We start from the raw sequence: 13,311 nt of genomic DNA on the forward strand, positions 1-13,311 counted from the left end.
CGGCAACCGGGCATTCCGTGCACCGTGTTTTGAACGGGACGTTCTCCCCGGTCCCCGGTCCGGCGGTACGTCAGATCCAGTGGCCCCGTGCGACACCCCGGGCGCGCCGGACGAGCGCGTACCCCTTCGTCACGGCCCGGTCGGCCGCGAAGTTCCAGGCGACCGCCCGGCCCTCCACGAGCCGGGTGAACTCCTTGATCCCCGTCGACCGGCGCACGGTGACCCGCTCCAGGGCGTACGGCCCCTGCCCGCGGCAGGCCAGGGCGTTGCCCACGGCGAGCGCCTGCGTGAACCCGGCCTCCCGGACCGTGCGCCGGACCCGCCGGCTGGAGTATCCGTACGGGTACGCGAAGGAGGACGGGGCGCTGCCGAGTTCCTCGCCGACGATCTCCCGGCAGCGCAGCGTCTCGAAGCGCAGCCGCCGCGCGTCGAGCTGGTCGAGCTGCGGATGGGTGTGGCTGTGGCCGCCGATCTCCGTGCCCGCGTCGGCCAGTTCCCGCACCTGCCCCCAGTCGAGCATGGTGTCGAGCGCCCCGCCCTCGTCGTGCTTGCCGCGCAGCCAGCCGGTGGAGACGAAGACGGTGCTCACGAAGGAGTGCGCGGCGAGCACGGGGAGGGCGTGCCGGTGCACGCCCTCGTATCCGTCGTCGAAGGTGACGAGGAGCGGCCGGGCGGGCAGCGGGCGGCCGGTGCGCCAGGCGTCGGCGAGCGCCGCGGTCGTCAGCGGGGTGAAGCCGCGTTCGGCGACCACCGCCATCTGCGCGGCGAAGGCCTCGGGGGTGACGGAGAGCCCCAGGGTGGCGGGAGCGGGATCCCGGTCGACGGCGTGGTACATGAGGACGGGCACGCCGCGGTTGCGTACGGCTCCGGTCTCCGCCTCCGCGTTCATGAGGCGGCCCCCTCGACGGCGCTGTCCATGGCCGTACGGTCGTCGGTCCTACGGTCAACGGTGGTGCCGTTCCCGGCCGCACCGTCCCCCGCCCGCTCGATCGGTCCCCAGGAGAACGTCGGGTCGCCCCGCCGCGCCCGTAGCGTGCCGAGCGCGTAGCCGCCGGCCGCGACCGTCACCCCGGTCACGATCGCCCCGGCCCGCCCCGCGCCGCCGGACCGGCCGCGCAGCGCGTCGCGCACCCCGCGCAGGACCCCCGCGGGCAACACCCGTGTGGTGTAGCGCCGTTCGGACTCCAGCCCCTTCTGCGCGCCGACGCTCCGCGCGACGAGTGCCTTGGAGAGCCCCTCGGCGTACACCCGGGTGCGGAAGTAGCCGAAGCGCTCACGGACGGCGGGCACCTTGTGGTGGATGACCGCGCGGTCGTCGATCAGCAGGATCGCCCCGGGCAGTGCCTTGGCGAGCCGGATGCAGAGTTCGGTCTCCTCGCCGCCGAGGGGCCGCCGGTCGCCGTCCCGGCCGATGCCGGTGGCGAATCCGCCCGCCGCGTCGAAGGCGGTGCGGCGGAAGGAGGCGTTGCCGCCGAGGACGTTGCGCACGCGGGTCCGGCCCGGGGGCAGGCCCCGGTACGTACAGCCGACGACCCAGTCGAACTCCTCGGGGAACCAGACCGGGCGGCGGCCGGAGGCCCAGGCGGGCAGGGTCCGGCCGCCGACGGCCATGACCTCGGGCCCGTCGTAGGCGGCGGCGAAGTGGTGGAGCCAGTCCCGCTCGGCGACGGCGTCGTCGTCGAGGAAGGCCACGAACTCGCCGCGGGCGGCGGAGATCCCGGTGTTGCGGCCGGAGGAGAGGCCGCGGGGGCCCGCGTTGGCGAGCACCCGCACCTCCTCATGGAGCCGCTCGTCCGCGTACTCCTCGGTGAGCCGTTGCAGGAGCCGCTCGTTGTGGTCGACCACGAGCAGCGTCTCCAGCGGCGGCAGCGACTGCTTCCGGACGGAGTCGACGGCGGCGAGGATGTCCTCCCACCGCTCCTCCGTGTAGACGCAGATCACCACCGAGAAGGCGCCCGGGGACGTGCGTTCGTTCAAGACACCTCTCCCCGGGGGACGTTGACCGAGAACGCGGCGGGCCGGCGGCGGGCCGCCTTGCGGACGCCCTTCTCCTTCAGGATGACCTTGAGGACCCGGATCCCGTCGCGCACGGCGTTGAGGTTGCTCACGCCGTGGATGCGCAGGTATTCGTGGCTGGGCACTTCCTGGACCTTGAGGCCGGCCTTGACCACGCGGATGTTGATGAGCGTCTCGATCTCGAATCCGGTGCAGTCGAGCGTGACCTTGTCGAGGCAGTGGCGCCAGAAGGCGTTGTAGCCGTAGCAGAGGTCGGTGTAGCGGGCGCCGAACTTGCGGTTGACGAGCGTGCAGAGGGCCCAGTTGCCGAGTCTGCGAATGGTCGTCATGTCGTCCGTGCCGCCGCCGTTGGCGAATCGCGAGCCCTTGGCGAAGTCGGCACCGCCGACGAGAGCGGAGACGTAGGAGACGATCTCCTGGCCGTCGGCCGAGCCGTCGGCGTCGACCATGACGATGATGTCGCCGGTGCAGGCGGCGAAGCCGCTGATCAGGGCGTCACCCTTGCCCTTGCCGACCTGCTTGACCACCTTGACGTCCGGCCAGAGTTCGCGGGCGACATTCACGGTGTCGTCGGTGGAATTTCCGTCGACGAGGACGACTTCGTGGATCCATTCCGGCAGCGTCTTGAAGACGTACGGAAGATTTTCGGCCTCATTCATCGCGGGAATGACGACACTCACCGGGGGAGTGATCGCCAAATGCGAAGTGATGGCCCGATACTGGGCCGCTATTCGACTCGGCTCGGTCATTTCTTGGCCCGTAGTGGCCGGGCGCAGGAACGAGCTCATGGGTCTGGATTCCCTCTCGTCCGGTGGGCCGCCCACCCCTTGGGCGGTCCGATGGTGTGTCCGGTTCGAAAGGGGGGTGCTCGCCTCGCCCGCACAGGATCGACCACAGGGTCGATCCCCTTGCGGGATCGGCGAGTTGGCATGACTGGCCGCGCGGTACCCGCGACTCGGCGCACGTGCGAACACCGAGCACGGCACCCCCCTACCGCGCCCCGCACCGGAGCCATCGCGACGCTAGAGCCCTCCCCTGAGCCGCTTTGCTTGATGGTCCTGTGCGGGTGAGATGTACGACGGTATTGATGAATGGGACTGTATGGCAAGTCCCGGATCTGTGGCCCGCTTTTCCGCAGTTTGGCGAAGCTTCGTCGGTCAGATGCGCAACTGTCCCGATCGGATTCGATCAATCCGTTTGCATGCAGGGAACAGTGATGCGGGATCACACTTCTGTGGTTTGTTGTGTGAATGTGTCGCGATCCCGTTCGATCGCTCATCGGGAGCGGAAGTTCCGCTTCCTGCCGTGGCCGGATCTCGACGGTTGCCACCGGAGGATCGCCTGAGCGGCGCCGGAGTTCATCCCCAGTTTTGACATGAACACTTCCGGTCCGGCGGATCCGATGCTACTACCTGGTAGCGCAGAGATCCTGCTACAGGAGGTTCCATGAGACTGTCCCGCTTCGCGGCCCTTTCGTCCTCGCTCCTGCTCGGTGCCGTCCTCGCCCTCACCGGGGTGAGCGCGGCTCAGGCGGCCGAAACCGCCGCCCTCGACTACGTGGCACTGGGAGACTCGTACTCCTCCGGTGTCGGCGCCGGCAGCTATGACAGCGCCAGTGGCGACTGCAAGCGCTCCACGAAGGCGTTTCCGGTCCTCTGGAAGAACGCCAACGCCCCCTCCTCCTTCGCGTTCACGGCTTGCTCGGGCGCCCGAACGGGTGATGTGACCGCCAATCAGCTCGGCCCCCTCTCCGCCGCCACCGACCTGGTCTCCGTCACGATCGGGGGAAATGACGCCGGTTTCGCCGACGTCATGACGACCTGTGTGCTGCAGTCCGAGGCCACCTGTATCAACCGCGTGAATCAGGCCAAGGCGTACGTGGACTCGACGCTGCCCGGCAAGCTCGACTCCGTCTACACGGCCATCAGGAACAAGGCACCCGCCGCCGAGGTCGTCGTCCTCGGCTACCCGCGCTTCTACAAGCTGGGCGGCAACTGCGTCGCCGGGCTGAGCGAGAGCGAGCGCAGCGCCATCAACGGCGCCTCGGACTACCTCAACGCGGCCGTGGCCAAGCGTGCGGCCGACCACGGCTACACCTTCGCCAGCGTCGTCCCGACCTTCACCGGCCACGAGATCTGCTCGGGCTCCGCCTGGCTGCACAGCGTCAACTGGCTCAACATCGGCGAGTCCTACCACCCGACCGCCGCCGGACAGTCGGGCGGCTACCTGCCGTCCTTCAACGGGGCGGTGTAGCGGATCCGTCCCCCGTACCCGTGGACCCGGGACCGGCCGGAGCGGTGCTCGTGACCCCGCCCGGACCGGGACCGGTGCCCGGTTCCCCGTCCCGTACGAGGTGGTACGTCAACGCCCCCGTGATCAGCAGGATCCCGACGAGCCCGGCCGTGAGGACCGGGCCCCGGCGGGGCCCTGAGGGTCGCCGGGGCGGCGGCGTACGGTCCGGCGGGGAAGGCGGACTCCCGGCCCGCGGACCCTCGCCGTCGCCGTCTCCCCTCCGGGGCGTGGAGGACTCCGTCCTCACGGGCCCCGTGGTCCGTGGCGTGGCCCCGGGGGCGATCCGCCGCAGCTCCTCCTCGGTCTGATCCATGGTCAGGGCCGACTCCGGGTCCTCGCTCCGCAGCCGTTCCACCACGGCGGCCAGCGGCCCCGGCCGGCCTCCCGTGGCCACGTCGAGGAGCGCCCCGAGGGAGGGCAGGTCCGCCACCGTGTCCGGCTCGTCCTCCGGCCGGGTGGTGGATTCCGTGCCGAATCCGGTGACGACGACCCGTCCGTCATTGGCGAGCAGGACGTGCCCGGGGTCCACGCCCGGGTGGCGGACACCCGCCTCGCGCGCCGCCCGGAGCGCGGCGAGGACCTCGGCGCCGACGCGCGCGGCCTCCGGCGCGGACAGCGGACCGGCGGCCTCCAGCGTCTCGGCGAGGGTGAGTCCGCGGACCAGCTCCATCACGACCCACGGCCGGCCGTCCTCGGTGGCCACGCCGTGCACCGTCACCACCGAGGGGTGGGAGATCCGGGAGGCCGCCCGCGCCGTGCGCTCCAGGCGCGCGTACAGGAGGGGGACTTCGTCGGCCGGGAGTCCGGCCGGGGCGCGGAACTCCTTGAGGGCCACCTCGCGGACGAGGGTCTCGTCGAGGGCGCGCCAGACCGTGGCCGTCGCCCCTTCCGCGAGGACGTCCAGCAGCCGGTACCGACCCGCGATCACCGTCATGCCTCCACGGTAACCGAACGGTGTCCGTCCGACTCCGGTCCGTACGGGGCAGGACAGGGGAACGATCTTGGTGTCGGAGATCACACATGTCTCCGTGCGCGGAGGTCGCGGCCCCGGGTGCAGGATGGTTCGTGACGGTTCGACAGGTGTTCGAGGCCTGTCCAACTCACCCTGGAATCAGATGGATTCGCACAGTGACCGTCAACCCTCGTACGGGTGCGGTGAATCCCGTCGGCGGGATACACGGGTGTGACGGTGGAGCGATAGGGTTAACCTGCCCGGGCCGGGTGCCCTTGTACGGGTGGGGAGTGACATGGAACAGATAGCAATGCGCAGCAGGCCGCGAGTGCCTGCCATCACCTGCGGGAGCAGCGCGACGAGTTCGCGCCTCGACCGCCATCTCGCGGTGCTCGGCGGTCCCGCCGTGCCCCAGCGTGAGGTGGCCGAGGCGACGCTGCTGATGCGGGAACTGACGTCGCGTATGCCGGAGGCGTCGGTGCACAGTCACCGCGGCCGCAGCGCGCGCGTCTCGCTCTTCGCTCCGCTCCGCCGTCTGCGTCGCTCGCTCTTCGGCGCGCGCCGCTAGCGGGCCGGGGGCCGGGCCGCGTACCCCGAGGTCGCCCGCCCGCTTCCGCCCGGCCTCTCCCGTACGACTCGGCTCGCGACGACGCCGGACGTGTCCCCGCCCGTCCGGCGTTCCGTCGTGTCCGAACCGGTCGACCGTCCTCGTGTCCGCACGGGTCGACCGCCTCGCGTACAGCCGGTCGACCGCCCCCGCGTGCCGGGTGGCCGTCAGGCGATCACGCCCGCGCTCCTGAGCTCCTTCACCTCCGCCTCGGGCACCCCGAGCTCCCCGAGGACCTCGTCCGTGTCCTGGCCGAGGGCCGGGATCCGGTCCATGCGCGGCTCCGGGCCGTCCGGGAAGACGATCGGCGGCAGCAGTGAACGCAGCGGCCCGACCGGGGAGTCCACCGGCCTCCAGCGGTCCCGGGCCATCAGCTGGGGGTGGTCCGCGAGCTCCGCGACCGAGTTGAGCCGGGCGCAGGCGACGCCCGCCGCGTCGAGACGCGCCAGCGCCTCCGGGGCCGTGAGCGGGGCCAGTGCCTCCGCCACCACCGCGTCCGTCGCCGCGCGCCCGGCGACCCGGGCCGTGTTCGTCGCGAAGGCCGGGTCCTCGGCGAGCTCGGGGCGGCCGATGACCTGTTCGGCGAGCCGTCGCCACTCGCGGTCGTTCTGCACGGAGAGCAGCACCAGACCCCCGTCGGCCGTCGGATAGGCGTCGTACGGGGCGATCACCGCGTGCGCGAGCCCCGTTCGCGCCGGGGCCGTGCCTCCGTGCGACCCGTGGTGCAGCGGATGCCCCATCCACTCGGCCAGCGAGTCGAGCAGGGAGACCTCAACGGGACCGCCGCGCCCGGTCGTGCCGCGCCGTACGAGAGCGGCGAGGACACCCGAGAAGGCGTACATCCCGGCGGCGATGTCGGCCGCCGGGATTCCCGACTTGACCGGCTGGTCCGGGGTGCCGGTCACCGAGACGAGGCCCGCCTCGCACTGGACGAGCATGTCGTACGCCCGCTTGTGCGCGTACGGTCCGGCCGCCCCGTACCCCGAGACGTCCACGGCGATCAGCCGCGGGTGTGCGGCGCACAGCGTGGCGGCGTCGAGGCCGAGCCGGGCCGCGGCGCCCTGCGCCAGGTTCTGGACGAAGACGTCGGCGCCGGCCACCAGGCGCCGGGCCAGCGCCAGGCCCCGGGGGTCCTTGAGGTCGACCGCCACCGACTCCTTGCCGCGGTTGCACCAGACGAAGTGCGAGGCGAGGCCGCGGGCGGCCGTGTCGTACCCCCGGGCGAAGTCCCCGCCGTCCGGGCGCTCGATCTTGACGACACGGGCGCCGAGGTCCGCGAGCTGCCGGGTGGCGAAGGGGGCGGCGACGGCCTGCTCGACGGCGACGACCGTGATCCCTTCGAGGGGGAGTGGCTGAGTGCTCATGACAGCCCTGCCTACCCTGCCGGGCTTCACCTGTCATCAGGGGATGCGTCACGTCCCCTGACGGGGGTCAGCGCCGGGCGGGGGTCAGCGCCGGGCGTAGCGGCGGACCGCGAGCGGGGCGAAGAGCGCGATCAGGGCCACCGACCAGAGCAGCGCCCCCGCCACCGGGTGGGCAACCGGCCAGGCGGCGTCCGCCGGTACGGGCGCGTTGCCGAAGAGCTTCCGTACCGCCGTGGTGACCGCCGAGATCGGGTTCCACTCGGCGACCGTCCGCAGCCACCCCGGCATGCCGTCCGTCGGGATGTACGCGTTGGAGAGCAGCGGCAGCATGAAGGTGGCGCTGCCCAGCTGGCCGGCCGCCTCCTCGCTCTGCGAGGCCAGGCCGAGCAGGATGCCGATCCAGGTCGTCGCGAAGCGGAAGAGGAGCAGCAGGCCGAAGGCGCCCAGGGCCTCCAGGGCGGTGCCCTCGATCCGCCAGCCCATCGCGAGCCCGACGAGGATCAGCGGGACCGTGCCGACCGCGCTCGCCACCAGGTCGGCGAGCGCCTGTCCGAGGGGGACGGCGGCCCGGCTCACGGGCAGGGTCCGGAAGCGGTCCATGACGCCCCGGTGCGAGTCCTGCGCGGCCTGGAACATGCCGGTCATCAGGCCGCCGGCGGCCGTGGCGACGAGCATGCCGGGGACCAGATAGGCCCGGTACTCGGCGCCGGGCATGGAGAGCGCGCTGCCGAAGACGTACCCGAAGAAGAGGAGGAAGACGATCGGCATCGTCTGGGTCATGACGGTGATGGCGGGGGCGTGCCGGATCCGCTGGAGGTGGCGGCCGAGGACGGCGGTCCCGTCGTGCACGAGTGCGCTCACGCGGCGAACTCCTTCCGGGCGGTGAGGCGCAGGAACACCTCGTCGAGGGTGGGCGGACGCAGGGAGGCGTCGACGATGTGGACCCCGGCGGCGTCGATCTCGCGGACGATCCGGGGGAGGGTGAGCGTGGTGTCCGCGGTCACCGCGCCGACCGTGCGCCGCTCGGCGTCCAGGGCGGGGGCGGCGCCGGTGAGCCGGTCGAGGACGGCGGCGGCCGCTTCCAGGAGGGCGGGGTCGGCGACGACGACCTCGGCGTAGTGGCCGATGAGCGCCTTGAGTTCGGCGGGTGTGCCGCGCTGGGCGACCCGTCCGTCGTCGATCAGGACGATGTCGTCGGCGAGCTGGTCGGCCTCCTCCAGGTACTGGGTGGTGAGCAGGACGGTCGTGCCCTCGGACGCCAACCCCCGTACGGCGTCCCAGATGCCGTTCCGGCTGTGCGGGTCGAGTCCGGTCGTCGGCTCGTCGAGGAAGAGGACGTCGGGCCGGACGAGCAGGCTCGCGGCCAGGTCGAGGCGGCGCCGCATCCCGCCCGAGTACGTGCGCGCGGGCCGGTCGGCCGCGGCGGTCAGGCCGAACCGCTCCAGGAGTTCGTCGGCGCGGGAGCGCGGGGCGCGCAGGAGCCGGGCGAAGAGCCGGAGGTTCTCGGCGCCGGTCAGGTCGCCGTCGACGGAGGCGTACTGGCCGGTGACCGCGATCTTGCGGCGTACGCCCGCCGGGTCGCGCACCACGTCGTGCCCGGCGACCCGCGCGCTGCCCGCGTCGGGTGCGACCAGGGTCGTCAGGATCCGGACGGCGGTGGTCTTGCCGGCGCCGTTGGGGCCGAGGACGCCGCAGACCGTGCCTTCGGGGACGGCCAGGTCGAGCCCGCGCAGGGCGTGGACCTCCCCGTACCGTTTCTGCAGACCCTCACTAAGTACAGCGTACGTAGTAGTCATGGCGCGACCATACCCCACTACGTACGGTGTACGTAACTAGGATGGGGGGCGAGGTGATGATCCATGGCGGGCCGAGCGGCCGAACCGGAAGTGATCTGGGCGCGGCCCGAGCGCGCGGGCCGAGGCCCGAAGCCGGCGTACAACAGGAGTGACATCGTGGCCGCCGCGGTCCGCATCGCCGACGCCGACGGCATCGACGCGGTCTCGATGCGCCGCATCGCGGGCGACATCGGCTGCGGCACGATGTCGCTCTACAACTACGTCCCCCGCAAGGAGGACCTGTACGAGCTGATGGTCGACGCCGTCAGCGCCGAGTACGCACTCTCCGACCCGCTCGGCACGTCCGGCGGCGACTGGCGCGCGGACATGCTCGACATGGGCCGGCAGGCGCGCGGGATCCTGCACCGCCACCCCTGGGTGATCCGGCTGATGACCACCGGCTACGCCTACGGCCCGAACGCCCTGCGGTTCCTGGAGCACTGCCTCGGCTGCCTGGACGGCCTCGACCTGCCCGGCGGCACCAAGATGGAACTGATCGCGAGCGTCAACGGCACGGTGATGACCATCGTCGCCAACGAGATCGCCCTCGCCGAACGCGCCCGCTCCCTGCCCTGGTCCGGCGAACAGGAACAGGCCGTCCGCACCGCCTATCTGATGCGGCAGATCGCGGGCGGCGGCTACCCCCGGCTGGCCTCCGTCCTCGCCGGGTCCGGGGTCGAACGGCTCGACCCCGAGGAGGTCTTCGAGCGGACCCTGGGGCGGGTGCTCGACTCCTTCGTGCCGGCGACTGCCTGAGACGCCGCTACAGCAGGGCGAACTGGCCCTCCGGGCCCTCCTCCTGATGGTCCAGTACGGACGCGGGGCGGCGGGCCCGGTCCGGCACCGGCAGCACCCCGGCCGCCCGCAGCTCCTCCCGGGACACCGCGCGGGCCGTCGCGAAGGCGGCGCGCTCCGGCTCCCGCGCGCCCAGCAGCGCCAGGACCGTGACCAGGTCGAGCAGCTCCGAGGTCCACTCCTGCGGCCAGGCGGCCGGGCCGAGCGCCTCCAGGGAGCCCGGCTCCGCCACCGCCGTCCGGTGTGCGAACCACTGCTCCAGGACACGCACCCCGCCGACCCGGAACTCCCAGGCCTCCGCCGGTACGGGGGAGATCCGGCCCTCGCCGAGGCCCAGGACCTCGTCCCCCGCGTCGTACGTCACGTCCCCGGGCCGCGCCGGGACCGCCGCCCGCACATAGGGGCGCCGCCCGCCTGGCAGCCTCGGCTTCGACCCGCTCAGGGCGCCCCGCAGCTGCACGTCGGCGAGCTCCCGGCCGAGCGCCGCGCCCGCCGCCCAGACCTCCGGGTCCGCGGGGAGCGGGACGCGGCACCCGGCGGGGGAGGGGGCAGCCGCCGCCAGCGTCCAGGCGAGCCACTCGCGGGCGTCGACCTCGTGCCCGTACCGGTCGGTGAGGAAGGGGAGCAGGCCGGGGGCGAGATTGGGCTCGCGGCCCCCGGGGCGCCGGAACAGCGGGCGGATCCGGCCGGGACGGCCCGCCGGGGAACGCCCCTCGGGCAGCGCGGCCGTCACCAGGAGCGCGGGGCCGCCCGCCCCGGGGACGTACCCCTGCTCGACGGCGAAGATCTGCGGCTCCCCGGCGACCCGCCACAGCTCGGGGCGCGCGGTGTCGATGAGCCGGTGGTCGGGGAGCAGCCACTGCTCGTCGAACGGCCCGTGCGCGACGCGCACCGGCTCCGGGCACGGGCCCGACTCGCGGGCGAAGCGCGCGGTCCCGGTGCGCTGACCGGGCAGGGCCGCCACCGCGCTCGACGGGGTCCGGGCCCGGCTCGGCCGGAAGAGCGCCTCGCGCTCGGCCCCCTCGGCGGCGGTCAGCCGGTCCCAGCGGACCCGCAGCGTCCGCACGTCCGGCGCCACGATCCAGGACCGCCCGAAGCGCAGCGGCGCGACGGACCACGGCATGAGGTCGTCGAGGAGGGGCAGGTCGTCGTCCGAACCCGAGGCTTCCGTCACGCCCCGCATGCTAACCAGCGCTGTCAGTGCGCCTCCACCGTCACGGTGAAGGAGAAGCGGTCGCCGCGGTACCGGATGCGGGCCACGTCGACGACCCTGCCGTCCTCGTCGTAGGTCACGCCGGTGTAGTGGAGGATCGGCGAGAGCAGCGGGACCTGGAGCAGGCCCGCCGTCTCCGGGTCGGCGAGGCGGGCCTCGACCGTGTCCGTGATGCGGCTGATCCGCACCCCGACCACGTCCCGGAGCACCTTCGTCATCGGCCACCGCTCCAGGTCGGCCGGGTCGATCGCGGCGGCGAGCTCCGGCCGCACCGCGTTCTCCACCCAGTTCGTCGGCTCGCCGGTCTCCCCGTCACGGCGCAGCCGCCGGTACGCCACGACCTCCGTCACGTCCGGGAAGTACTCGGTGAGCTCGCCCGGCACCGGTCCGGCGCCGTGCCCGAGGACCGTCGTCCGCTCGCCCGACTGCTGGGCCACGATCGCGTCGATCGAGCCGAGCAGCCGGCGCGGGGTGGAGCGGCGGGCGCCCGGCTCGATGAAGGTGCCGCGCCGCCGGTGCCGGCTGATCAGGCCCTCCTCCTCCAGCTCCTTGAGGGCCTGGCGCATGGTCAGCACGCTCACGCCGTAGTGGGCGGCGAGCTGCTCCTCGGTGGGCAGCCGCAGCGAGGCGTCGGGCGTGCGGCCCAGTATCGAGGCGCGCAACGACTGCGAGACCTGATACCAGAGCGGCAGCTTGCGGTTCAGGACCAGCGAGTCGGGGGCGAAGGCGGTCACGTGTTCTCCGTACGACGGCTAGGGCCTGTTCGGCGGATCAGGGCCTAAGGGCTTACGGCCGGGACACTACGGCCGGAAGTGGCGCTCAAGACCCTGCCATACGTCGTCGTACCCCTTCTGCAGATGGTCGGCGTTCGCGGCCTGCGGGGTCGCGGTCACCGGCCAGCGGGTCTCGAACATGAAGGCGAGGCCGTCGTCGATCCGCTGCGGCCGCAGCTCCGCCGCGCTGGCCTTGTCGAAGGTCTCCCGGTCGGGGCCGTGCGCGGACATCATGTTGTGCAGCGAACCGCCGCCGGGCACGAAGCCTTCGGCCTTGGCGTCGTACGCGCCCTCGATGAGGCCCATGTACTCGCTCATCACATTGCGGTGGAAGTACGGCGGGCGGAAGGTGTCCTCGCCGACGAGCCAGCGCGGGGCGAAGACGACGAAGTCGACGCCCGCGAGCCCCGGGGTGTCGGACGGCGCGGTGAGGACCGTGAAGATCGACGGGTCGGGGTGGTCGTAGGAGATCGTCCCGATGACGTTGAAGCGGCGCAGGTCGTAGACGTACGGGGTGTGGTTGCCGTGCCAGGCGACGACGTCCAGCGGGGAGTGGCCGTAGGTCGCCGACCAGAGGTGGCCGCAGTACTTGTTGACCACCTCGACCGGTCCCTCGACGTCCTCGTAGGCGGCGACGGGGGCTCGGAAGTCGCGGGCGTTCGCGAGGCCGTTGGCGCCGATCGGGCCGAGGTCGGGGAGCTGGAAAGGTGCCCCGTAGTTCTCGCAGACGTAGCCGCGGGCGGTCTCTTCGAGGAGCTCGACGCGGAAACGGACGCCGCGCGGGATCAGCGCGACCTCGCCGGGATACACGGCGAGCAGGCCCAGCTCCGTACGGAGGAGCAGGCCGCCGCGCTCGGGGACGATCAGGAGCTCGCCGTCGGCGTCGCCGAAGACCCGCTCCATGGAGGCGTTGGCGTGGTAGAGGTGCACGGCCATGCCGGTGCGCTGGGTCGCGTCGCCGTTGCCGCCGAGGGTCCACAGGCCGGCGAGCCAGTCGGTGCCGGGGGCCGGCTCCGGCAGCGGGTTCCAGCGGAGCCGGTTGGGGTCGGGCACGGTCTCGGTGAAGGGCGCCCCGCGCAGCGCGCCGTCGTCGGTCCGCGTGAACGGCGGGTGCGCGGCCGAGGGGCGGATCCGGTAGAGCCAGGAGCGGCGGTTGTGCGCCCGCGGCTCGGTGAAGGCGCTGCCGCTGAGCTGCTCGGCGTAGAGGCCGAGGGGTGCGCGCTGCGGCGAGTTGCGGCCGTGCGGCAGCGCGCCGAGGACCGCCTCCGAGCTGTGCTCGTTGCCGAAACCGGTGCTGTAGGTGAGCGCCTCGGCCGTCTTCCTGGCCTGCTCCGTGGTCATCGCCCGCTCCTGTCCTGAGCCCGCAAGGGAATCCTATGGATGACCGTAGGATTCCGCGGCGCTCCCGTCAACGGGGCACGGGTGAGAGGCGTTCCGGATTGGTACCGCACGAGGGGGTCAGAA

The 13,311-nt window shown here is 72.6% G+C and carries 13 protein-coding genes; 3 read left to right on the forward strand and 10 right to left on the reverse strand.

The window, feature by feature from the left end; translation table 11 throughout:
* Positions 1 to 70: 70 nt before the first annotated feature.
* Genes OG357_RS31220 through OG357_RS31230 form a run of 3 tightly spaced genes read right to left on the reverse strand, consistent with a single transcriptional unit; the run spans position 71 to position 2,804 of the window.
* Positions 71 to 889, reverse strand: a complete 819-nt coding sequence (locus OG357_RS31220) for a polysaccharide deacetylase family protein (RefSeq protein WP_329624310.1) — start codon at positions 887 to 889, stop codon at positions 71 to 73.
* Positions 886 to 1,977, reverse strand: a complete 1,092-nt coding sequence (locus OG357_RS31225) for a glycosyltransferase family 2 protein (RefSeq protein WP_329624311.1) — start codon at positions 1,975 to 1,977, stop codon at positions 886 to 888. The genes OG357_RS31220 and OG357_RS31225 overlap by 4 nt, the downstream gene beginning before the upstream one ends.
* Positions 1,974 to 2,804: a glycosyltransferase family 2 protein gene (locus tag OG357_RS31230; protein WP_317601816.1), complete on the reverse strand. Its 831-nt coding sequence runs from the start codon at positions 2,802 to 2,804 to the stop codon at positions 1,974 to 1,976. Before OG357_RS31230 ends, OG357_RS31225 begins: the two co-directional genes overlap by 4 nt.
* Positions 2,805 to 3,462: 658 nt before the next feature.
* Between OG357_RS31230 and OG357_RS31235 the strand changes: the two genes are divergently transcribed.
* Positions 3,463 to 4,269 carry an SGNH/GDSL hydrolase family protein gene (locus OG357_RS31235; RefSeq protein WP_329624312.1) on the forward strand — a complete coding sequence of 269 codons (807 nt, stop codon included), beginning with the start codon at positions 3,463 to 3,465 and terminating at the stop codon, positions 4,267 to 4,269.
* Here the strand turns inward: OG357_RS31235 and OG357_RS31240 are convergent.
* Positions 4,253 to 5,242, reverse strand: coding sequence for a protein kinase domain-containing protein (locus OG357_RS31240; protein ID WP_329624313.1), 990 nt, complete (start codon positions 5,240 to 5,242; stop codon positions 4,253 to 4,255). The genes OG357_RS31235 and OG357_RS31240 overlap by 17 nt on opposite strands.
* A 313-nt stretch (positions 5,243 to 5,555) precedes the next feature.
* On the opposite strand from OG357_RS31240, the gene OG357_RS31245 reads away from it, so the two are divergent.
* A complete protein-coding gene (locus OG357_RS31245) occupies positions 5,556 to 5,828 on the forward strand; it encodes a hypothetical protein (RefSeq protein ID WP_317593982.1) in 273 nt (90 codons plus the stop codon).
* A gap of 206 nt (positions 5,829 to 6,034) precedes the next feature.
* On the opposite strand, the gene OG357_RS31250 is transcribed toward OG357_RS31245, so the two are convergent.
* From OG357_RS31250 to OG357_RS31260, 3 genes are all read right to left on the reverse strand, one after another.
* Positions 6,035 to 7,231 carry a CaiB/BaiF CoA transferase family protein gene (locus OG357_RS31250; RefSeq protein WP_329624314.1) on the reverse strand — a complete coding sequence of 399 codons (1,197 nt, stop codon included), beginning with the start codon at positions 7,229 to 7,231 and terminating at the stop codon, positions 6,035 to 6,037.
* An 84-nt stretch (positions 7,232 to 7,315) separates the two neighbouring features.
* The gene (locus tag OG357_RS31255) at positions 7,316 to 8,092 is read right to left on the reverse strand and encodes an ABC transporter permease (protein ID WP_329624315.1); all 777 of its coding nucleotides are present in this window, start codon (positions 8,090 to 8,092) and stop codon (positions 7,316 to 7,318) included.
* Positions 8,089 to 9,027 carry an ATP-binding cassette domain-containing protein gene (locus OG357_RS31260; RefSeq protein WP_329624316.1) on the reverse strand — a complete coding sequence of 313 codons (939 nt, stop codon included), beginning with the start codon at positions 9,025 to 9,027 and terminating at the stop codon, positions 8,089 to 8,091. Before OG357_RS31260 ends, OG357_RS31255 begins: the two co-directional genes overlap by 4 nt.
* Positions 9,028 to 9,090: 63 nt before the next feature.
* On the opposite strand from OG357_RS31260, the gene OG357_RS31265 reads away from it, so the two are divergent.
* The gene (locus tag OG357_RS31265) at positions 9,091 to 9,822 is read left to right on the forward strand and encodes a TetR/AcrR family transcriptional regulator (protein WP_329624317.1); all 732 of its coding nucleotides are present in this window, start codon (positions 9,091 to 9,093) and stop codon (positions 9,820 to 9,822) included.
* Between the two features lie 7 nt (positions 9,823 to 9,829).
* Here the strand turns inward: OG357_RS31265 and OG357_RS31270 are convergent, their stop codons facing one another.
* From OG357_RS31270 to hmgA, 3 genes are all read right to left on the reverse strand, one after another.
* Complete coding sequence (locus OG357_RS31270; RefSeq protein WP_329624318.1) at positions 9,830 to 11,044, reverse strand: type ISP restriction/modification enzyme; 1,215 nt, start codon at positions 11,042 to 11,044, stop codon at positions 9,830 to 9,832.
* 14 nt (positions 11,045 to 11,058) lie between these two features.
* The gene (locus tag OG357_RS31275; RefSeq protein WP_317593976.1) at positions 11,059 to 11,808 is read right to left on the reverse strand and encodes a GntR family transcriptional regulator; all 750 of its coding nucleotides are present in this window, start codon (positions 11,806 to 11,808) and stop codon (positions 11,059 to 11,061) included.
* Between the two features lie 66 nt (positions 11,809 to 11,874).
* The gene (hmgA, locus tag OG357_RS31280) at positions 11,875 to 13,188 is read right to left on the reverse strand and encodes a homogentisate 1,2-dioxygenase (protein WP_329624319.1); all 1,314 of its coding nucleotides are present in this window, start codon (positions 13,186 to 13,188) and stop codon (positions 11,875 to 11,877) included.
* Positions 13,189 to 13,311: the final 123 nt, after the last annotated feature.

Source organism: Streptomyces sp. NBC_01255 (genome assembly GCF_036226445.1).
In the GTDB taxonomy this organism is placed as follows: domain Bacteria; phylum Actinomycetota; class Actinomycetes; order Streptomycetales; family Streptomycetaceae; genus Streptomyces.